At 63.1% G+C, this 19,855-nt stretch carries 16 protein-coding genes; 9 read left to right on the forward strand and 7 right to left on the reverse strand.

Features of this window, described 5'->3' with window-relative positions; genetic code table 11:
- The first annotated feature begins 51 nt into the window (after positions 1-51).
- The gene (locus ACX1DW_RS18840) at positions 52-447 is read left to right on the forward strand and encodes an NINE protein (RefSeq protein ID WP_017245432.1); all 396 of its coding nucleotides are present in this window, start codon (positions 52-54) and stop codon (positions 445-447) included.
- A 57-nt stretch (positions 448-504) separates the two neighbouring features.
- Here the strand turns inward: ACX1DW_RS18840 and ACX1DW_RS18845 are convergent, their stop codons facing one another.
- The 7 genes from ACX1DW_RS18845 to gshB form a co-directional block, all read right to left on the reverse strand.
- The gene (locus tag ACX1DW_RS18845) at positions 505-1,779 is read right to left on the reverse strand and encodes a dihydroorotase (protein ID WP_102838899.1); all 1,275 of its coding nucleotides are present in this window, start codon (positions 1,777-1,779) and stop codon (positions 505-507) included.
- Positions 1,779-2,795 (reverse strand): aspartate carbamoyltransferase catalytic subunit, encoded by a 1,017-nt coding sequence (locus ACX1DW_RS18850; RefSeq protein WP_458992129.1) that lies wholly within the window; start codon positions 2,793-2,795, stop codon positions 1,779-1,781. Before ACX1DW_RS18850 ends, ACX1DW_RS18845 begins: the two co-directional genes overlap by 1 nt.
- Before the next feature lie 58 nt (positions 2,796-2,853).
- Positions 2,854-3,369: a bifunctional pyr operon transcriptional regulator/uracil phosphoribosyltransferase PyrR gene (gene pyrR / locus ACX1DW_RS18855; RefSeq protein WP_017245429.1), complete on the reverse strand. Its 516-nt coding sequence runs from the start codon at positions 3,367-3,369 to the stop codon at positions 2,854-2,856.
- Between the two features lie 21 nt (positions 3,370-3,390).
- Complete coding sequence (gene ruvX, locus ACX1DW_RS18860) at positions 3,391-3,819, reverse strand: Holliday junction resolvase RuvX (RefSeq protein ID WP_017245428.1); 429 nt, start codon at positions 3,817-3,819, stop codon at positions 3,391-3,393.
- Positions 3,816-4,385 carry a YqgE/AlgH family protein gene (locus ACX1DW_RS18865; protein ID WP_017245427.1) on the reverse strand — a complete coding sequence of 190 codons (570 nt, stop codon included), beginning with the start codon at positions 4,383-4,385 and terminating at the stop codon, positions 3,816-3,818. Before ACX1DW_RS18865 ends, ruvX begins: the two co-directional genes overlap by 4 nt.
- A 144-nt stretch (positions 4,386-4,529) precedes the next feature.
- Positions 4,530-5,423, reverse strand: coding sequence for an energy transducer TonB (locus ACX1DW_RS18870; RefSeq protein ID WP_458992130.1), 894 nt, complete (start codon positions 5,421-5,423; stop codon positions 4,530-4,532).
- Positions 5,424-5,510: 87 nt separating this feature from the next.
- Complete coding sequence (gshB, locus tag ACX1DW_RS18875; protein ID WP_017245425.1) at positions 5,511-6,461, reverse strand: glutathione synthase; 951 nt, start codon at positions 6,459-6,461, stop codon at positions 5,511-5,513.
- Positions 6,462-6,696: 235 nt separating this feature from the next.
- Here gshB and pilG point away from each other — a divergent pair, with 235 nt between their 5' ends.
- The 8 genes from pilG to ACX1DW_RS18915 all read left to right on the forward strand — a co-directional run bounded on the left by pilG (position 6,697) and on the right by ACX1DW_RS18915 (position 19,849).
- Positions 6,697-7,104 carry a twitching motility response regulator PilG gene (pilG, locus tag ACX1DW_RS18880; RefSeq protein ID WP_003282729.1) on the forward strand — a complete coding sequence of 136 codons (408 nt, stop codon included), beginning with the start codon at positions 6,697-6,699 and terminating at the stop codon, positions 7,102-7,104.
- Between the two features lie 43 nt (positions 7,105-7,147).
- Entirely contained in the window at positions 7,148-7,513 is a 366-nt protein-coding gene (gene pilH / locus ACX1DW_RS18885) for a twitching motility response regulator PilH (protein ID WP_003297216.1), read from the forward strand.
- Positions 7,514-7,554: 41 nt separating this feature from the next.
- Complete coding sequence (locus tag ACX1DW_RS18890; protein ID WP_017245424.1) at positions 7,555-8,091, forward strand: chemotaxis protein CheW; 537 nt, start codon at positions 7,555-7,557, stop codon at positions 8,089-8,091.
- A gap of 76 nt (positions 8,092-8,167) precedes the next feature.
- On the forward strand, positions 8,168-10,216 hold the full coding sequence (locus ACX1DW_RS18895; protein WP_063540694.1) for a methyl-accepting chemotaxis protein: 2,049 nt from the start codon (positions 8,168-8,170) through the stop codon (positions 10,214-10,216).
- A gap of 61 nt (positions 10,217-10,277) precedes the next feature.
- A complete protein-coding gene (locus ACX1DW_RS18900; protein WP_270054189.1) occupies positions 10,278-11,144 on the forward strand; it encodes a CheR family methyltransferase in 867 nt (288 codons plus the stop codon).
- Positions 11,145-11,155: 11 nt separating this feature from the next.
- Complete coding sequence (locus tag ACX1DW_RS18905; protein WP_458993419.1) at positions 11,156-18,337, forward strand: Hpt domain-containing protein; 7,182 nt, start codon at positions 11,156-11,158, stop codon at positions 18,335-18,337.
- Entirely contained in the window at positions 18,330-19,382 is a 1,053-nt protein-coding gene (locus tag ACX1DW_RS18910) for a chemotaxis protein CheB (protein WP_458992131.1), read from the forward strand. Before ACX1DW_RS18905 ends, ACX1DW_RS18910 begins: the two co-directional genes overlap by 8 nt.
- The gene (locus ACX1DW_RS18915; protein WP_110778840.1) at positions 19,379-19,849 is read left to right on the forward strand and encodes a chemotaxis protein CheW; all 471 of its coding nucleotides are present in this window, start codon (positions 19,379-19,381) and stop codon (positions 19,847-19,849) included. Before ACX1DW_RS18910 ends, ACX1DW_RS18915 begins: the two co-directional genes overlap by 4 nt.
- The last annotated feature ends 6 nt before the right edge of the window (positions 19,850-19,855 follow it).

Here is a 19,855-nt window from a genome sequence, read left to right on the forward strand (position 1 = left end):
GGGCTTTCGGATAAGCTGGAGACCACTCATCAATCGCACATCGAGGTTCGGATGCAGCAGAACACTCACAGCACGCTGATCGGCTATCTCCTATGGATCTTCGGCTTTCTCGGCTCCCATCGCTTCTACTATGGCAAGCCGATCACCGGCACCATCTGGTTCTTCACCCTTGGGCTGTTCTTCATCGGCTGGATCATCGACCTGTTCCTGATCCCGTCGATGGATCGTGAAGCGGATCTACGCTTTCAGCCGGGGCCTATCGATTACACGGTGGGCTGGATCCTGCTGACCTTCCTGGGCGTCTTCGGCGTGCACCGCATGTACCAAGGCAAGTGGATCACCGGCATCCTCTACCTGTTCACCGGCGGGCTGTTCTTCATCGGCGTGCTCTATGACTTCTGGACGCTGAACACACAGATATCGGAGCGTAATCGCGCGCGGGTCTGACGCCGGCCGAGAAGCTACGGGCCGGGGCGAGCGAGCCGCCGCCCCGGCCACCGGCGTTCAGGCCTGGTAGCTGATGTGGCCGTCGACGAGCGTGTAGCGCACCGAGCCCGGCAGGCAGTGGCCCATGAATGGGCAGTTGCGACCTTTCGAGTACCAGCTTTCGCCGACCAGGGTCGAGCGGTGCGGATCGAACAACACCAGGTCGGCGGCCTGACCGGCCTGCAGCGTGCCGGTTGACAGCTGCAGCGCGGCGGCGGGGCCGCTGCTGAGGCGCGCCAGCAGGGTCGGCAGGTCGAGCAGGCCATCGTCCACCAGCGTCATCGCCAGCGGCAGGAGTATCTCCGCGCTGCTGATGCCTGCTTCGGTCTCGCCGAACGGTGCCAGTTTGGCATCGGCTTCGTGCGGTTGATGGTGGCTCGAAATCGCCGAGATCACGCCCGCCCTGACCGCCTCGCGCAGGCCATCGCGATCCGCCGCGCTGCGCAGCGGCGGCTGCACGTGGTACAGGCTGGAGAAGCCGTGCAACGCTTCGTCGGTGAGTATCAGCTGATACATTGCCACGTCGGCCGTGACCGGCAACCCGCGGGCCTGGGCCTGGGCGATCATCTCCGCGCCACGCGCGCTGGTCAGCTGGGCGAAGTGCGCGCGCACACCGGAACGCTCCACCAATAGCAGGTTGCGCGCCAGCGCCACGGTTTCCGCGGTCTCGGGAATGCCGGAGAGGCCGAGGAAACTCGCGGCCGCGCCTTCATGAGCGAGGCCGCCTTCGGCGAGGTCGCTGTCCTGGGAATGGAGGATCACCGTCAGATCGAAGGTGGCGGCGTACTCCAGGGCGCGGCGCAGGTTGCGGTTGCTGGCGAATTCGGTGAGGCCGTTGCCGAAGGCGACGCAGCCGGCTTCACGCAATGCGACCAGTTCGGACAGCTGTTCCCCGGCCAGGCCGCGGGTCAGCGCGCCGATGGGAAAAACCTTGGCGTGCCCCGATTCGCGGGCGCGGTCGAGGATCAGTTCGGCCACCGCCGCGGTATCCAGTATCGGGCGTGTCTGCGGCGGGCAACACAGGCTGGTGATTCCGCCGGCTGCGGCGGCCAGGGTCTCGCTGGCGATGCTGCCCTTGCGGCTGTAGCCGGGTTCACGCAGTGCCACCGACAGATCGACCAGTCCCGGGGCGGCAATCAGCCCCTGCGCATCGATGCTGCGCTGGGCCTCGAAGCCGGCTGGCGCCTGGCCGATGGCCGTGATCCTGCCGTCCTGCAGGAAGATATCGGCGACTTCGTCGCGCCCGCTGCTGGGGTCGATAACGCGCGCGCCGAGGATTCTTGTTGCCACCATCACTGCTGCTCCTCGGAAACGGACTCGGAATCGATCTGACGCTGCGCGGTCTGGCCGCTCATCGCCATGGACAGCACGGCCATGCGGATGGCGATGCCGTAGGTAACCTGATTGAGAATGACCGACTGCGCCCCGTCGGCCACCGCGGACTCGATCTCCACGCCGCGGTTGATCGGCCCTGGGTGCATGACGATGGCATCCGGCTTGGCCAGTTCAAGACGTTGAGTGTTCAGGCCGTAGAGTTTGTAGAACTCGCCTTCGCTGGGCAGTAGGCCGCCCTGCATGCGCTCGCGCTGCAGGCGCAGCATGATCACCACGTCGACATCGCGCATCCCTTCGTTCATATCGGTGAATACGCGTACGCCGTATTGCTCGATGCCCTCGGGCAGCAGGGTTTTCGGCGCGATCACGCGGATATCGGGGCAGCCCAGGGTGCGCAGGGCCAGCATGTCCGAGCGGGCCACCCGCGAATGCAGGATGTCGCCGACGATGGCCACCGAGAGGTTCTCGAAACCGCCCTTGTGTCGGCGAATGGTGAGCATGTCGAGCATGCCCTGGGTCGGGTGGGCATGGCGCCCATCGCCGCCATTGATCACCGCCACCTCGGGGCAGACATGTTCGGCGATGAAATGCGCGGCCCCGGAATCGGCATGGCGCACCACGAACATGTCCGCGGCCATGGCCTCGAGATTGCGCAGGGTATCGGTCAGGGTCTCGCCCTTGCTGGTCGAGGAGGTGGAGACGTTGAGCGTAATGACGTCCGCCGAGAGTCGCTGTGCCGCCAGTTCGAACGTGGTGCGGGTACGCGTGGAATTCTCGAAGAACACGTTGCAGACGGTCTTGCCGCGCAGCAGCGGGACCTTTTTCACCGCCCGCGCGCCGACCTCGAGGAAGGAGTCGGCAGTGTCCAGGATCTCGGTGAGCAGCTCGCGGGGCAGGCCGTCGAGGGAGAGAAAGTGGCGCAGCTGGCCATGGTCGTTCAGCTGTAGCGGGCGCTTGGCGTCAGTGGGCGTCATCGCAGGTCTCGGTGGGCGGCGGGTGATGGACGATGGGTTCGGAGTTCGGCAGGCTCGCTCAGGACGGGTGGGCTTCCAGCAGCTGAGGTTCCAGTGCTAGCGGCGCTGGCCCGAGCAGCTTGATGCGCTGTTCCGGTGCCAGCGACAGGGTGGCACCGACCACGTCGGGGCGGATCGGCAGTTCGCGGGCGTTGAGGTCGAGCAGGCAGACGAGGGTCACGCTGGCCGGCCGTCCGTAGTCGAACAGCTCGTTGAGCGCCGCGCGGATGGTGCGGCCGGTCATCAGTACGTCATCGACCACCACCAGATGCTGGCCTTCGATCTCGAACGGCAGCTCGGAGGGCTGCACCTGCGGGTGTAGGCCTTTCTGGGTGAAGTCGTCGCGATAGAAGGACACGTCGAGGATGCCGAGCGGTTCGTGCAGCCCGCGGGCTTCGAGCAGCGCCTGGGCGACCCAGACGCCGCCGGTACGAATGCCGATGAAGCGCGGCTCCTGAATGTTGCGTTCGCTCAGATGCTGCGCCAATGCGGCGACCATCTCGGGTAGAAGCTGTTCGGGGTTCGGCAGGATCATGGGGTCTCCTTCAGGGCCGGCTCAGACGGCGGCGTGATCGTTCAGCCAGCCTTCCAGCAGTAGTGCGGCGGCCAGGGCATCGACCGGGCGTTCACGATAGCCGCCGTGCTGGCCCTGACGCAGGCGCTCGCCCTTGGCTTCGAATGTGGTCAGGCGTTCGTCGTGGGTGTGCACCGGCAGGCTGAAGCGACCGCTGAGGCGTCGGGCGAACTTCTCCGCCCGAGCACTCATGTCGCTGGGACTGCCGTCCATGTTCAGTGGCAGGCCGACCACCAGTGCGTCGGGCTGCCATTCGCGTAGCAATGCTTCGATCTGCTGCCAGTCCGGGACACCGTTCTGTGCCTTGAGTACGCATAGCTCGCGCGCCTGCCCGGTGATGGCCTGGCCAACGGCCACGCCGATCTGCTTGGTGCCGTAATCGAACCCGAGCAGCAGTCGCGGGGCGCTCATGCGTGGCCGACCTGGGTGCTGAGCAGGCGCAGATCGACCCCAAGGGACGCAGCGGCTGCGTTCAGGCGCTGATCGTAAGGCAGGTCGAACAGAATGTCCGGATCGGCGGCACAGCTCAGCCAGGTATTGTCTGCCAGCTCCGCTTCCAGCTGACCGGCCTCCCACCCTGCATAGCCCAGGGCGACGAAGTGACGCTGAGGTCCCTGGCCGTCGGCAATCGCGAAAAGCACGTCCTGTGATGTCGACATGCCAAGCGGACCGAGCGAAAGGGTGGCCTGGAACTGCTGCTCTGGCGAATGCAGGACGAAGCCGCGATCGGTCTGTACCGGGCCGCCAGAAAAGATCGGCAGGTTTTCACACAGGGGGGGTATCGGCTCGTCCGGGCGTAGCTGTTCGAGTACGTCGGCCAGGCTCAGTCCGCTTGGACGGTTGATGATCAGGCCCATGGCGCCTTCTGCGCCGTGCTCGATCAGGTAGATCAGCGTCTGGGCGAAGTTCGGATCGGCCATCTGTGGCATGGCGATCAGGAAGTGGTGCTTGAGGTAGCTGGGCGCGGTGCTTTTCATGCGCGTTAGCTTAAGCGTTGCACCGCATTCCGGCTACAGCTTCGAGGGTTACCAAGCGTGGCGATTCGCCCCTGTTGCAGGGCTGCGGCAAGCTCCGAACGGGACGCATCAGTGCTTGACGAGGCCTCCGGCGGGACGGGCGGCTCAGCGGCTAGAAAGCCTATCGCCCCGTTCGAAGCGCCAGGTGCGGATGATCTCGACCTGGTCGAATTTCTGCGCCAGTTCGCCGGTGAACGGCGCAAAGGGTGCCGCCAAGCGAACAATGCGCAGTGCTGCGTCGTCGAGTACCGGTTGACCGGACGATTCGATCACCCGCAATTCCTGAACGGTGCCGTCCCGGTTGATGGTCACCAGCATGCGCAGGCTGCCATATATCTGCTGGCGACGCGCCTCGTCCGGATAGTTGAGATTGCCGATGCGTTCGACCTTCTTGCGCCATTCGTCGCGGTACCAGGCGCTGATGTCGCGCATGGTGGCCGCACTGTTCTGCCGGCTGACGCGCGGTCGCTTGGCGTAGCGCTCCACATCCTGCGCCAGCTCTGCTTCGAGGCTGGCGATCTCGGCGCTCAGTTGCGAGCTGTCGAATGCCGGCGCCGGCTGGGCCTTGGGTTGTGGCTGGGTTTGCTGTTTGACCTCGGCTTTTTCCGGCTGGCGACTGCGAGTGGTTACCACGGTCTTGGCCGGCGCCGGGCTAGCGCTCTGCGGTGGCGCCGCTGGCGGCGTTACCTTGCGCACTTCGGTGTCCTGGAAAGGGGCCTGTTCAGTGGTCTTCGGCGAAGCCTTGTGCTCCAGCGTGCCGCTGCCCAGCTGATTATCCTGGGCGAGGAAGTCGGCATCCTTCGGCTTCTCTTCGCTCTTGAATGTCGACAGCGTGATCTCGAGCGTCTTGCTGATCTGCTTCGGCTCCGACAGCGTGAATCCAAGGCCGAGGATCAATGCCAGGTGCAAGGCTGCAGCGAGAAACAGCGTGAAGCCGAGCCTGTCCGCCGGACGGACACGGGTGGTTTCAGGCGCAGGTTGGCGAATAGCAGCGTTCATCGCAGGTCAGGTCGGCTCGAAGTGCCGCGCAGTCTGCCGGCTTTGAGCTTGGAGTCGCAAGCGCCAAGCTCAAAGCTGTTAGCTGGTTCAAGCTTGCAGCTTGCTCGCGATGGCATCCATCAAGCGCTCGCCGATGCGGGTGTCGAAGGCGTTGTCGATTTCCCGGATACAGGTCGGGCTGGTGATGTTGATTTCGGTGAGGTAATCGCCGATGACATCCAGGCCGACAAACAACAGGCCGCGCTCGCGCAGCTGCGGCCCGACGATCGCTGCGATTTCGCGATCGCGATCCGACAGCGGCTGCGCCACGCCGCGTCCGCCGGCGGCCAGATTGCCGCGGGTCTCGCCGGCGGCCGGGATCCGAGCGAGGCAGTACGGCACCGGCTCGCCGTCGATCATCAGGATGCGCTTGTCGCCGTCCTTGATCGCCGGGATATAGCGCTGAGCCATGATTTGCCGGCCACCATGCTCGGTCAGCACTTCGAGGATCACCGACAGGTTCGGATCGCCTTCACGATGGCGGAAGATCGAGGCACCGCCCATCTCGTCAAGGGGTTTGAGAATAATGTCACGGTGCTCCCGAGCGAACTCGCGGAGAATGTCGGCGCGCCGGCTGACCAGGGTCGGTGGCGTGCACTGAGGAAACTGCGTGGCGAAGAACTTCTCGTTGCAGTCGCGCAGGCTCTGCGGGCGGTTGACCACCAGCGTTCCGGCTTTCTCTGCCAGCTCCAGCAGATAGGTGGCGTAGACGTACTCGCTATTGAACGGCGGGTCCTTGCGCATGAGGATGACGTCGAGCTCGCCTAGCGCCGAGTCGAACTCATCGCCTGTTTCGAACCATTTCTGTGGGTCGTTGAACACTCGAAGCGGACACATGCGCGCGCGCGCCTGGTCGCCGAGCTGGTAAAGGTCTCGCTGTTCCATGTAGAACAGCGTCCAGCCTCGCGCCTGGGCAGCAAGCAGCATGGCGAGCGAGCTGTCCTTTTTGAAGGCGATCTGCGCGATAGGGTCCATGATGATCCCGACGCGAACGGTCATGAGGTTTCTCCGGCATGGGGCAGCGTCGCGCTGCTGGTGGCTCAATTGGTCGCTGCAGATTGGCCGCGGTTGTGCACTCGGTCAAGGAAAATTGGCATGCTTTTGCGGCTGATAGCATGGCCAGAAGGAGTGTGCTAAAAAGGTCCGGCGATTGGGTGCAGCCCATCGATGACAGGGCCTCCAGCGCACTGACATAACGATAAACTACGACTCACCGAGGCGATGGTAGGGCGAAATGGAACAGCACTCCGAGGGCTTGAAGGTCATGGTGATCGACGATTCGAAGACGATTCGTCGCACCGCTGAAACCCTGCTGAAGAAGGTAGGTTGCGATGTCATCACCGCTGTTGACGGTTTCGATGCGCTCGCCAAGATTGCAGATACTCATCCTCGTATCATCTTCGTCGATATTATGATGCCCAGGCTGGACGGCTATCAGACCTGTGCACTGATCAAGAACAACAGTTCCTTCAAGTCGACGCCGGTGATCATGCTGTCTTCCAAAGATGGCCTCTTCGACAAGGCGAAAGGGCGTATCGTCGGGTCCGATCAATACCTCACCAAGCCGTTCAGCAAAGAAGAGCTGCTAGGCGCAATCAAGGCGCACGTCCCTGATTTCGCGCCGGTGGAACAAGCATCCTGAAGTTCGGCATTGTTTGCCGCTGAAGCCTTCCTATGGAGAAATCATGGCTCGCGTTCTGATTGTTGATGATTCACCGACAGAAATGTACAAGCTCACCGCCATGCTGGAGAAGCACGGGCATGTGGTGCTCAAGGCCGAGAACGGGGCTGATGGTGTTGCTCTGGCTCGCCAGGAAAAACCGGATGCCGTGCTGATGGATATCGTCATGCCTGGGCTGAACGGATTCCAGGCCACGCGCCAGCTGACCAAAGATTCGGAAACCAGTCACATTCCGGTGATCATCGTTACCACCAAGGATCAGGAAACCGATAAGGTCTGGGGCAAGCGCCAGGGCGCCAAGGATTACCTGACCAAGCCAGTGGACGAGGCGACATTGCTGAAAACCCTGAATGCCGTTCTGGCGGGCTGACGCCGGGGTAGCCAACACTCGGACAAAGGGACGTGGCCAGCATGGCTGACATGCCAACGCCGTTTCAGCACCTGCTGGAGCTAGATAGACAATGCCGCATTCATGCGGCAGGCCTGCCTTCACAGCAGGAAGCCGTACAGACCTGGGGAGGGATCGGCTTCCGCATGGGTGGACGCTTGTTCGTCGCGCCGATGGGCGAGGTCAGCGAGATCCTGCACGAGCCGCGATATACCTTGTTGCCAGGCGTCAAGAGCTGGGTGAAGGGTGTGGCAAACGTTCGCGGCAGGCTGCTGCCGGTGATGGACCTGTGTGGCTATTTCGGGCTGGAGCTATCGGCCTTGCGCAAGCAGCGCAGGGTGCTGGTGGTAGACCATCAGGAAGTATTCGCCGGACTGACCGTCGACGAAGTGTTCGGCATGCAGCATTTTCCGGTAGAGGCCTTCTCGGAGGAGCTGCCACCGATCGAGGCGTCGATTCAACCGTTCATTCACGGTGTCTTCCAGCGCGAGCAACCCTGGCTGGTCTTCAGTCCGCACGCACTGGCTACGCATCAGGCGTTTCTAGACGTCGCTTATTAGTTGTAGGTGGGTCGACCTAGGTCGGCCTTTTGGTTCTTGGATGGAAGCGCACGGGGGTCCAGGCGGGGGCCGGATAATGAACAAGATGAATGCTAGTGCTTTGTTGAGCGGGGTGCGCAGCAATACGCTGATCACCGGCCTGTTTGTCGTGTTGATCGTATCGATCGTGTTGTTGTTCGCGAACTTCGCGTACGTCAATACGCAGGCTGATCATGACAACGAGTACATCGCTCACGCGGGAGAGCTACGCGTACTGTCCCAGCAGATCGCCAAGGATGCCGTGGAAGCGGCGACGGGTACCCAGGAGGCGTTCGCGTCCCTGAAGCAGGCTCGTAACGAGTTCGAGCGACGTTGGGGGTATCTCGCCCAGGGTAACGAAAGCATCGGGCTGCCTGCGGTGCCCGAATCGCTGCGCGCCGAGGTCAATGCGGTGGAGCAGGACTGGAACACTCTGCGCCGTGACACGGACGCGATTCTTTCCAGCGAGCAGACGGTACTGTCTCTGCATCAGGTGGCCAGCACTCTCGCCGAAACCATCCCGCAGCTGCAGGTAGAGTACGAGGAGGTCGTCGATATTCTGCTTGAAAGCGGCGCGCCGGCTGCCCAGGTTTCGGTGGCCCAGCGCCAATCGCTGCTGGCCGAACGTATTCTCGGCTCGGTGAACAAGGTACTTTCCGGTGATCAGGACTCGGTTCAGGCAGCTGATATGTTCGGCCGGGACGCCAGCCTGTTCGGGCGCGTACTGAACGCGATGATCGAAGGCAACGTCGCCATGGGCATCAGTGCGGTGGCTGACGAAGAGGCACTGGACCGTCTTGCGGAGATCTCCGAGCTGTTCCAGTTCGTATCGGGTTCCGTGGACGAAATTCTGGAAACCTCGCCAGAGCTGTTCCAGGTCCGCGAGTCGGCAAACAGCATCTTCGAGGTTTCGCAGACGCTGCTGGACAAGACCTCTGCCCTTTCCCAAGGTTTGCAGAACCGTGCCGATGCACGTTATCTGAACACCATTCTCGGTTACGTGCTGGGTGCGCTTGCACTGGCATCGATCATTCTGATCGGCTTGGTAATGGTTCAGGAAACGCGTCGCCGCTTGAGCGAAACCGCCGAGAAGAACGAGCGCAACCAGGCGGCGATTCTGCGACTGCTCGATGAGATCGGTGACCTTGCTGACGGTGACTTGACGGTAGCCGCAACCGTAACCGAAGACTTCACTGGTGCGATCGCGGACTCGATCAACTACTCCATCGACCAGCTGCGCGATCTGGTAGCAACCATCAACCAGACCGCGGTACAGGTATCGGGCGCGGCCCAGGAGACCCAGGCGACGGCGATGCATCTTGCCGAAGCGTCCGAACACCAGGCACAGGAGATTGCCGGTGCGTCGGCGGCAATCAACGAGATGGCCGTTTCCATTGACCAGGTATCGGCAAACGCTGCGGAATCGTCCGCGGTAGCAGAACGCTCGGTAGCCATCGCCAACAAGGGCAACGAGGTCGTACACAACACCATTACCGGCATGGACAACATCCGTGAGCAGATCCAGGACACGTCCAAGCGGATCAAACGTCTCGGTGAGTCTTCCCAAGAGATCGGCGACATCGTAAGCCTGATCAACGACATTGCCGACCAGACCAACATCCTTGCACTCAACGCGGCGATCCAGGCCTCCATGGCGGGTGACGCCGGGCGCGGCTTCGCGGTGGTTGCGGACGAAGTACAACGTCTGGCGGAACGTTCCTCCGCGGCAACCAAGCAGATCGAAGCGCTGGTCAAGACCATTCAGACCGACACCAACGAAGCGGTCATCTCGATGGAGCAGACCACTTCCGAGGTGGTCCGCGGTGCGCGCCTGGCACAGGATGCCGGGGTGGCACTGGAGGAGATCGAAAAGGTATCCAAGACCCTCGCGGCGCTCATCCAGAACATCTCCAACGCAGCTCGTCAGCAGGCTTCGTCTGCCGGTCATATTTCCAACACCATGAACGTGATCCAGGAGATCACCTCGCAGACCTCGTCGGGTACCACCGCTACGGCCAAGAGCATTGGTAATCTGGCCAAGATGGCCAACGAAATGCGCCATTCCGTTTCGGGCTTCACCCTGCCGGATACGCCGGATCAGGCCTGACTTGACGAGTGCGGCAGTCAAGTGATGGCTGCCGCCGAGGATCACGAGCGAGGGGCAGGGCATGCAGCCAAGGTTTGACTGGGCACTGGAGCCCTTGGCCGATATGTCGCCGGCGGAGTTCCATGACTGGCAGACGCTCCTCGAGGAGCGTTCCGGAATGGTCGTCAGCGAGCACAGACGCAGCTTCCTGCAGACCAATCTGAGCGCACGTATGCGTGAAGTCGGGGCGGCCGACTATGCCAGCTATTACCGGCAAGTCACTTCCGGCCCTCGCGGTGCAGTCGAGTGGTCGACCCTCATGGATCGCCTGACAGTGCAGGAGACGCGCTTCTTCCGCCATCCGGCTTCGTTCGCGCTGCTTGAGAGTCACCTGCGGCACCGGCTGGATGAAGGCTCCCTCGCTCGCCCACTGGCGCTTTGGAGCGTCGGCTGCGCAAGCGGAGAGGAGACCTATTCACTGGCGATGATCGCGGATCAGGTGCTGGCTGACGGCGACTCCGGACATGGCTTCGGTGTAACCGGAACCGATATCAGTCTGAATGCGCTAGCCAAGTGCCGTGCCGCAGTCTATGGCGCCCGCAGGCTGGAACAGGTGACGCCAGCGTTGCGCGAGCGCTACTTCCAGCCTTCGGTCGACGATCGCTTTCAAGTCATCCCTGCCCTGGCCGCGCGAGTGTGCTTTGCGCGGCTCAATGTGCTGGAACTGGCGAATTCGCCGCTTTCCGGCATGGACGTCATTTTCTGTCAGAACCTGTTGATCTATTTCCGCCGCTGGCGCCGCAGAGAGATCCTCAATCGCTTGGCCGAGTGCCTGGCGCCGGGGGGATTGCTGGTGATTGGGGTCGGGGAAATAGTCGGTTGGCAGCATCCGGATCTGGTTCCGGTTGCCAACGATCAGGTCCTGGCCTTTACCCGGAAAAGTTTATGAGCGGAGTCGCTATGGGTGATCGGCACGATTATGTCGCCCTGGAGTGGGTGAAAGGCGAGATTGCCGAAACGCTTAAGCAGGCGCGTCAGGCGCTGGAGGCGTTCGTCGAGAATCCGCAGGACTCGACTCGGATGCGCTTCTGCCTGACCTACGTGCATCAGGTCCATGGCACTCTGCAGATGGTCGAGTTCTTCGGCGCGGCGCTGCTTGCGGAAGAAATGGAGCAGCTGGCAAGGGCCCTGCTGGAAGAGCGGGTGGCCAACCAGGGTGAAGCGCTCGAGGTCATGATGCAGGCCATCCTGCAGCTGCCGGCCTATCTGGACCGTATCCAGAGCGCGCGCCGTGATCTGCCGATGGTGGTCCTGCCGCTGCTCAACGACCTTCGCGCCGCGCGTGGCGAGAAACTGCTGTCGGAGACCAGCCTGTTTTCTCCAGATCTGTCGGGGCGGACGCCCGCGCTTTCGCAGGAGTCGGTGGAGCGTTTGCGCACCCAGGAGCTGCCAGCGTTGCTACGCAAACTGCGGCAGATGCTGCAGGTCGCTCTGGTCGGCGTCATTCGCAATCAGGACCTGCCGACCAACCTCGGTTACATGGCTCGGGTGTTTGCCCGTCTGGAAACCTTGTGCCAGAACGCTCCGCTGGCTGCCCTGTGGCAGATTGCTTCGGGGATGGTCGAGGGGCTGGCCAGCGGCGGCGTGACCAACGGTACCTCGGTCCGCACCTTGCTGCGCCAGGTGGACAAGCAGCTAAAGCGGTTGGTTGAGGAGGGTGCCGATGGTTTCAATCAGGCTGCTCCGGACGAGCTGATCAAGAACCTGCTTTTCTACGTTGCCAAGGCACCGGGGCAGACGCCTCGCATTCAGGCACTCAAGCAGCATTACCGTCTGGATGAAGCGCTGCCTGACAGCGCTGTCGTCGATCAGGAGCGGGCCCAGCTTGCCGGTCCCGACCGCGGTGCAATGCGCTCGGTGGTCGCGGCCCTCTGCGAAGAGTTGGTAAGGGTCAAGGACAGCCTCGACCTGTTCGTGCGCAGCGATCGCAAGGTCATCGCCGATCTCGCCAGCCTCGAGGTGCCGCTCAAGCAGATCGCCGATACACTGGCCGTTCTCGGTTTCGCACAGCCGCGCAAGATCGTCCTCGATCAGATCGCCTTGGTCCAATCCATCGGCCAGGGGCTGCGTGCGCCGGATGACGCTGTGCTGATGGATATTGCCGGCGCGCTGTTGTACGTCGAGGCGACGCTGGCTGGCATGGTCGGGGGACCGGCCGAAGAGCGTGGCGAAGAAAGCCATCTGCCCACGACCGATGTGGCACAGATTCATCAGTTGGTCATTCGTGAAGCGCGCAACGGCCTGGAGCAGGCGAAGGACGCGATCATCGAATTCATTGCTTCGCAGTGGAACCATGAGCATCTGGCGCGGGTGCCAGAGCTGCTGACCCAGGTCCGCGGCGGCCTGGCAATGATTCCGCTCGAGCGTGCCGCGGCACTGTTGCAGGCCTGTAACAGCTATATCCAGGATCAGCTGCTGGCGCGCCAGGCCGTGCCTGATTGGCAGAGTCTGGACACCTTGGCCGATGCGATCACCAGCGTCGAATACTACCTGGAGCGTCTGACCGAGGATTGCGGTACTCAGGGAGACCTGATCCTCGACGTCGCTGAGGAAAGCCTGCAGAACCTCGGTTATTCACTGGGCCGCACACAGCAGCCGATGGCCGCTCTGTCGCAGGTCGAAGCCACGCCTGACGAGACCCTCGACGAGATCGAGGTACTGTTGGAGGAGCCCTCGTCGCTCGACGAGGCCTTTGAGCCGATGTTGGAGGACGGGGGCGTTGGGCACGAGTTGCAGACCGAGCGGTCGATGTCATCCGGCCAGGATTCGGTCCTGTCAGAAGACTTCGACTTGCTGGGCGGCGACACGCCTGCCGACGAGCAGATCGTTTTCAGCCTGCCCGAAGACGCCGGCGAGGTAATCTCCGACGATGTGCCTGATGCCGTCGACGACGAAACCGCTTTGCAGCAGTGGAGCCAGGCGCAGATGGCCGACCTCGATCTGCCCGAGGTTGCGCTCCCCGATTATGCCGAGCCCGAGCCTGTCGAGAGCGCCCAAGTTGAGCCGCCGCTGAGCATCGAACAGGTCATGGCGGCGCCTGTCGCGGCAATCAACCCACCTGCGCAGGACGTTCCCCCGACTTTGCTGCCGCCGCCGGCCGATGAGGAGCCGGTCGATGAAGACCTGCTCGAGGTCTTCATCGAGGAAGCCGCCGAAGTCCTGGAGACCATCGGCGAGTACCTGCCGCGCTGGCTCGGTGATAATCAGGACAAGGATGCGCTGACCGAAGTTCGCCGTGCATTCCATACCCTGAAAGGCAGTGGTCGGATGGTCAGGGCGCTGGTTATCGGGGAGCTCGCCTGGTCCGTGGAAAACCTGCTCAATCGGGTCCTGGACCGCAGCATCGAAGTCTCCGACTCGGTTGGCCATGTGGTAAACGAGGTCGTCGCCCTGATGCCGGCTCTGGTTGAGGAGTTCGCAGCCAAGAATCAGCGCCAGCGGGATGATGTCGACCGCCTGGCTGCCGCCGCGCACGCCTTGGCCAAGGGCCAACCCGTCGCGCTGTCACTTCCGTCGAACGAGCAGGCGCCTTCGACTGATGAGGTGCCACAGCAGGCTGCCCTGACGCAGCACGAAGATGCGCTGGATCCGCAGCTGCTGGAGATATTTCGTAACGAAGCAGAGTCGCACCTGACCACGCTGGTCAGTTTTCTGGCCGATTGCGCACAGCGTCTTCCGCAGCCGGTGACCGACGCCCTGCAGCGCGCGTTGCATACCCTCAAGGGTAGCGCTCATATGGCTGGCATCCTGCCTGTTGCGGAAATCGCGATGCCACTGGAAAAAATGGTCAAGGAGTTCAAGACCAACCTGATCCCCATGGATCTGGCAGAAGCTGAGCTGCTGCACGAGGCCGAGCTGCTATTGCGCCAGGGCCTGGCCAATCTCGACCACCAGCCGCTTGCTCCGATCGACGGTGCGGCCGAGTTTCTGGAAAAGGTGCATGCGCTGCACAAGGCGCGTCTGGCCGAAGCCGGCGCCCGTCAGCAGAACGATGCAGGCGAAGTGCGTGATCCCAACATGATCGCGCTGTTCCTGTCCGAGGGGATGGATATCCTGCTCGATGCCGAGGATTTGCTGCGCAGTTGGCGTAATCACCCCGCCGAGCGACAGGAGCTGACGGCACTGCTGGAAGAGCTGACGACGTTGGGTCAGGGCGCCAAGATGGCCGAGTTGCCGCAGATGGACGCGCTATGCCAGGTATTGCTACGGCTGTATGCCGTTGTCGAGGAAGGCCGGCTGGCGGTAAGTGAGCGCTTCTTCGACGATGTCGAGCAGGGCCACGAGGCACTGGTCGGCATGATGGATCAGGTCGCGGCTGCTTTGCAGGTAACGGAGCAGTCCGAGCTGGTGGCGCGACTCGAGGCGCTGCTCGCCGAGGCCGTCGATCCGTTGGCCATTGCGCGACTGCCGGACCCTGAAACAGATGATGCAGAAAAGGCGGTGGCCCCGGCAGACTCGCCAGCCGAAGCCGAAGCCGAAGCCGAAGCCGAAGCCGAAGCCGAAGCCGAAGCCGAAGCCGAAGCCGAAGCCGAAGCCGAAGCCTGGCCTGCAGATGATTTGACGCAGCCACAAGCGCAGGAAGATTTCGATCCGGAGATGGTGGATATCTTCCTCGACGAGGCTGTGGACCTGATGGAAAGCGCTGGGCAGGCGCTGGATCGCTGGCTCGCCGATCCGTCCAACCAGATGGCGCTGTCGGCGCTGTTGCGCGATTTGCATACCCTCAAGGGTGGCGCTCGGATGGCGGCCATTCGCCCGATTGGTGATCTGGCGCACGAACTCGAGTCGCTTTACGAGGGGCTTTCCGATGGACGTTACGTCCATTCGGCCGAGCTGGCCGCGCTGCTCCAGCGCAGTCACGACCATCTGGCGCTGCAGCTCGAGCAGCTGCAGCGCCAGCAGCCAATGAGCGGTGCCGAGGCGCTGATCGATGCGATGCGGGGGTTTCGCCAGGGAGGCAGCTTTCCAGTCGAGGAAATGACACCCGAGGCTCGGCCTGACAATGGCGATCTCGATCGCGGCCCCGACATATGCCCGAGCGCAACCGATGAGCTGTCCGGCCTGCCGGAGCAGGGCGAGCTTTCCGATACTGCCGAGCTGCCGTTGCCCGAGCTCGATGAGCTTACGGTAGAGCAGAGCGATGAGGATGCAGCTAGCACTGAACCGATGCCGGATCCGTTGACGTTCGTCGAGGAGGTCGAGCTGGACCTGCCTGAAACCGATGATCGTTCTGCCCCTATCGACCCGGCGGAGACCGAGGCAAGCACCCCGGCCAATGAGCGCGATCCGGAACTGGTCGAGATTTTCCTGGAGGAAGGCTTCGACCTGCTGGAGAGTGCTGCTGGCGGCCTGCAGCGCTGGATGACCGATGTCGACAACAGTTTCGAGCTCGAAGCGCTACAGCGTGACCTGCATACCCTCAAGGGCGGTGCGCGGATGGCCGATATCGGTGAGGTCGGCGACCTGGCGCACGAACTTGAATACCTGTACGAGGGGCTTTGTGCCGGCCGCTATCGGGCCAGCCCCGAGCTGTTCGGGCTGCTGCAAGCCTGTCAGGACCGACTGGCCGAGATGCTCGAGGCCGTGCGTGCTCATCAACCGTTGCCGAAAGGCGATGGGTTGATCGAAACCATCAAGGCTTTTCGCGACAGCCCCGCCGAACAGCTGAGTATGCCCAGCAGCGTGTCGCTGAAGGCCGCGCAAGACGATGCTCCACAGACTGCTGAGGCAGAAATTCTCGATATTTTCGTCGAGGAGGCCGATGATCTGCTTGAGGACATGGAGGCAGCCCTTGGTCGCTGGGATGCGTGCCGCGACGATGCTGCGCCGCTGGCTGACATGCTTCGCGTTCTGCATACACTCAAGGGCGGTGCGCGCCTTGCCGGGCAGGGTGCGCTGGGCAACCTGGCGCACGATCTGGAACAGCGCCTGAGCGAGGCCCAGCAGTCGGGGGCGCCCTGGCCGGACAGCCTGTTTCTCGATGTACAACAGGGATATGACGCACTGCTGAGGGATGTCGAGCAGCTGCGCGCCGGCCTAGCGGACGATGGCGCCGAGCAACCGCAGGAGGAGCCGGTCGAGGTTGATCAACCGCTCGGCCAGCCGGCGGCATTGCTACAGCCGATTGTCGCTGCCAGCGTCCAGCCGGCTGCAAGCCCCGCTCCGGCAAAGGTGCTGCCGTTCATTCGCCGCGCGCAGCAGGCGGCTCAGGAAGCTGCCGCACGGCGCGCACCACAGGAACTGGTGAAGGTACCGGCGGAGTTGCTGGAGGGGCTGGTCAACCTGGCCGGGGAAACCTCGATCTTCCGTGGCCGGGTGGAGCAGCAGGTCAGCGACGTCGGGTTCACGCTTGGCGAGATGGAAGCGACCATCGAGCGTGTCCGCGACCAGCTTCGCCGTCTGGACACGGAAACCCAGGCGCAGATTCTCAGCCGCTATCAGGCCGAAGCCGAGCGCGCTGGCTATGACGATTTCGATCCGCTGGAGATGGACCGCCATTCGCAGCTGCAGCAGCTTTCCCGTGCGCTGTTCGAGTCGGCCTCCGACTTGCTCGACCTGAAGGAAACCCTGGCGGCGCGCAACCGAGACGCTGAAACGCTGCTGCTGCAGCAGGCGCGGGTCAATACCGAGCTTCAGGAGGGCCTCATGCGCACCCGCATGGTGCCCTTCGAGCGCCTGGTGCCGCGTCTGCGCCGGATCGTTCGGCAGGTCGCTGGCGAGCTCGGAAAACAGGTCGAATTCATGGTCGGCAACGCCACCGGGGAGATGGATCGTAGCGTTCTTGAGCGCATCGTCGCGCCCCTCGAACACATGCTGCGCAACGCCGTCGACCACGGCATCGAGTCGGTCGAGCGGCGCCGGGCCGCTGGCAAGCCCGAGCAGGGCACGATCCGTCTGGACCTGGCGCGTGAAGGTGGCGATATCCTGCTGACCCTGGCGGATGACGGTGGCGGTATCAACCTGGAGGCGGTGCGGCGCAAGGCGATCGAGCGCGGCCTGATGTCCACTGGTAGCGATCTGTCCGAGCATGAGATTCTGCAGTTCATTCTCGAAGCTGGCTTCTCCACCGCCGAGCGCGTCACGCAGATTTCCGGCCGCGGCGTCGGCATGGACGTGGTGCACTCGGAGGTCAAGCAACTCGGCGGCTCGATGAGCATCGAATCGATCCTCGGCCAGGGCACACGCTTCCTGATTCGCCTGCCATTCACGGTGTCGGTCAACCGGGCGCTGATGGTCTATTCCGGTGAGGACCTCTATGCGATTCCGCTGAATACCATCGAGGGTATCGTACGGGTCTCGCCTTACGAGCTGGAGGCCTACTACCAGCCGGATGCACCGCGTTTCGAGTACGCCGGGCAGGCGTACGAACTGCGCTACCTCGGAGATCTGCTGAACAACGGGCAGAAGCCGAAGCTGGTCGGACAGAGTCTGCCGCTGCCGGTGATCCTGGTGCGCTCGAAAGAGCACAGCGTCGCGGTGCAGGTCGACAGCCTGGCCGGCTCCCGCGAAATCGTGGTGAAGAGCCTCGGCCCGCAGTTTGCTGGTGTCCATGGCATCTCAGGCGCGACCATCCTCGGGGACGGCCGCGTGGTGGTGATTCTCGACCTGCTGGCTACCATTCGCGTGCTGCATGCCCACCAGCTCACTCAACTGCATCAGCCTCGCCTGCTCGAGCTACCGCAGGAGCCCGTCGAGACGGAGAGCGAGCGGCCAACCCTGGTCATGGTCGTCGACGACTCGGTCACCGTGCGCAAGGTGACCAGCCGTCTGCTGGAGCGCAACGGCATGAACGTGCTGACCGCCAAGGACGGAGTGGACGCCATCACCCAGCTGCAGGAGCGCAAGCCGGACATCATGCTGCTCGATATTGAAATGCCGCGCATGGACGGTTTCGAGGTGGCCACGCTGGTGCGTCACGACGAGCGTCTGAAGGACCTGCCGATCATCATGATCACCTCGCGTACAGGCGAAAAACACCGCGATCGGGCGCTCGGCATCGGTGTCAACGAGTATCTGGGTAAGCCGTATCAGGAGTCTGTCCTGCTCGAAGCCATTCAGCGCCTGGTTCACGCCGATGTCTGACGTTCTCTCTGCACGCATAGCGGTACTAGCCGACACCTCGCTGCAGCGCCACGTGCTGCAGCAGGCGCTGACCGGAAGTGGCTATCAGGTCGTGCTGAACAACGACCCGGCACGCCTGGAGCCGGCTGACCTGGACGGTACCGAGGCCGATCTTTGGCTGGTAGACCTGGCGCAGACCGAGGATTCACCGCTGGTGGATGCACTCCTGGAGCGAGATACCACGCGCGTGCTGTTCGGCGAAGGGCATGCACCGGAACGGCACTCCGAGTTCTACCCGCGCTGGGAGCGCAGCCTGTTCAGCAAGCTCAAGCGCCTGGTGGGGGATCCGTCGCGTGCGGTGGGGCCACGCCTGGATGTGTTGCAGGGCGACGGGCAGGGGCTCGAGCGACTGACGCTGCCGGCGGTGCTCGCCGATTCGGCGCTGCATGTAGGCGAGCCAGCAACTCAGGTCTGGTTGCTGGCTGCCTCGCTTGGTGGACCTGAGGCTGTGAAGGCATTTCTCGACGCTTTGCCGGGCGGGCTGCCGGTGGGTTTCATCTATGCCCAGCACATCGAGGCCAGCTTCGAATCGGCGCTGTCCCAGGCCGTGGGCCGGCACAGCCAATGGCAGGTGCGCCAGGTCCGTCCGGGCGAGCGGGTTCGCTGCGGCGAAGTGATCATCGCGCCGATCGGCGAGGAGCTGGGGTTCGAGGCCGACGGCCGCACGCGGCTGACCGGTCGCTGCTGGCCGGAGCCGTATAGCCCGTCGATCGATCAGATGATGCTGAACCTGGCGCAGCAGTTCGGCGAACGTTGCGGCGTCATCGCCTTCAGCGGCATGGGCAGCGACGGCAGCGCTGCCGCCGCCTATGCCCTGCGCCAGGGCGCCAGGGTCTGGACGCAGCGGGCCGACTCCTGCGCCTGCTCGAGCATGCCGGACAATCTTCGCGAAGGTGGCTACAGCTCCTACAGTGGCGATCCTCGCGAACTGGCCCAGGCGCTGGTCAATCATTTGGTGAATCAGGTCGGTACGACCACCACGTCTTTACTACGGAATAACTCATGAGTCAGATGGTCGTTTCTCAGGACGCGGAAAGCCTCACCGGGCTGCTGATGCCGCTTGCCGACCGCATGTTGCTGGTACCCAACGTCGCGGTGGCCGAGCTGATTCCGTACCGCGCGCCGCAGGCCGCCGAGGGCATGCCGGCCTGGTTTCTCGGGCAGGTGCAGTGGCGCGACCTGAGCCTGCCGCTGCTGTCGTTCGAGGCTGCGTCTACCGGCCAACCGCCAGCGGTTGGCCAGACTGCCCGGGTAGCTGTGCTCAACGCGGTGGGTGGGCGCGAACACGTCAAGTTCATCGCATTGCTGGTGCAGGGTATTCCGCATTCGATAAAGGTGGATACCAGTCTGGCTCGAGCGGATGCGGCGCTTGCTCCGCTGGAGCTGGACGCTGTCGACCTGGGCGATATGCAGGCGCGCATTCCCGATCTGGTCGGCCTGGAGCAGCAGCTGGCGGATGCCGGGCTGATCTGAGCACAC

This window comes from Stutzerimonas sp. KH-1 (genome assembly GCF_054483855.1).

Excerpts from the sequence above, each read along its gene's own strand:
- ACX1DW_RS18840 (WP_017245432.1), top strand. The coding sequence starts at position 52 with ATGCAGCAGAACACTCACAGCACGCTGATCGGCTATCTCCTATGGATC.
- ACX1DW_RS18845 (WP_102838899.1), bottom strand. The coding sequence starts at position 1,779 with ATGGTGGCAACAAGAATCCTCGGCGCGCGCGTTATCGACCCCAGCAGC.
- ACX1DW_RS18850 (WP_458992129.1), bottom strand. The coding sequence starts at position 2,795 with ATGACGCCCACTGACGCCAAGCGCCCGCTACAGCTGAACGACCATGGC.
- pyrR (WP_017245429.1), bottom strand. The coding sequence starts at position 3,369 with ATGATCCTGCCGAACCCCGAACAGCTTCTACCCGAGATGGTCGCCGCA.
- ruvX (WP_017245428.1), bottom strand. The coding sequence starts at position 3,819 with ATGAGCGCCCCGCGACTGCTGCTCGGGTTCGATTACGGCACCAAGCAG.
- ACX1DW_RS18865 (WP_017245427.1), bottom strand. The coding sequence starts at position 4,385 with ATGAAAAGCACCGCGCCCAGCTACCTCAAGCACCACTTCCTGATCGCC.
- ACX1DW_RS18870 (WP_458992130.1), bottom strand. The coding sequence starts at position 5,423 with ATGAACGCTGCTATTCGCCAACCTGCGCCTGAAACCACCCGTGTCCGT.
- gshB (WP_017245425.1), bottom strand. The coding sequence starts at position 6,461 with ATGACCGTTCGCGTCGGGATCATCATGGACCCTATCGCGCAGATCGCC.
- pilG (WP_003282729.1), top strand. The coding sequence starts at position 6,697 with ATGGAACAGCACTCCGAGGGCTTGAAGGTCATGGTGATCGACGATTCG.
- pilH (WP_003297216.1), top strand. The coding sequence starts at position 7,148 with ATGGCTCGCGTTCTGATTGTTGATGATTCACCGACAGAAATGTACAAG.
- ACX1DW_RS18890 (WP_017245424.1), top strand. The coding sequence starts at position 7,555 with ATGGCTGACATGCCAACGCCGTTTCAGCACCTGCTGGAGCTAGATAGA.
- ACX1DW_RS18895 (WP_063540694.1), top strand. The coding sequence starts at position 8,168 with ATGAACAAGATGAATGCTAGTGCTTTGTTGAGCGGGGTGCGCAGCAAT.
- ACX1DW_RS18900 (WP_270054189.1), top strand. The coding sequence starts at position 10,278 with ATGCAGCCAAGGTTTGACTGGGCACTGGAGCCCTTGGCCGATATGTCG.
- ACX1DW_RS18905 (WP_458993419.1), top strand. The coding sequence starts at position 11,156 with ATGGGTGATCGGCACGATTATGTCGCCCTGGAGTGGGTGAAAGGCGAG.
- ACX1DW_RS18910 (WP_458992131.1), top strand. The coding sequence starts at position 18,330 with ATGTCTGACGTTCTCTCTGCACGCATAGCGGTACTAGCCGACACCTCG.
- ACX1DW_RS18915 (WP_110778840.1), top strand. The coding sequence starts at position 19,379 with ATGAGTCAGATGGTCGTTTCTCAGGACGCGGAAAGCCTCACCGGGCTG.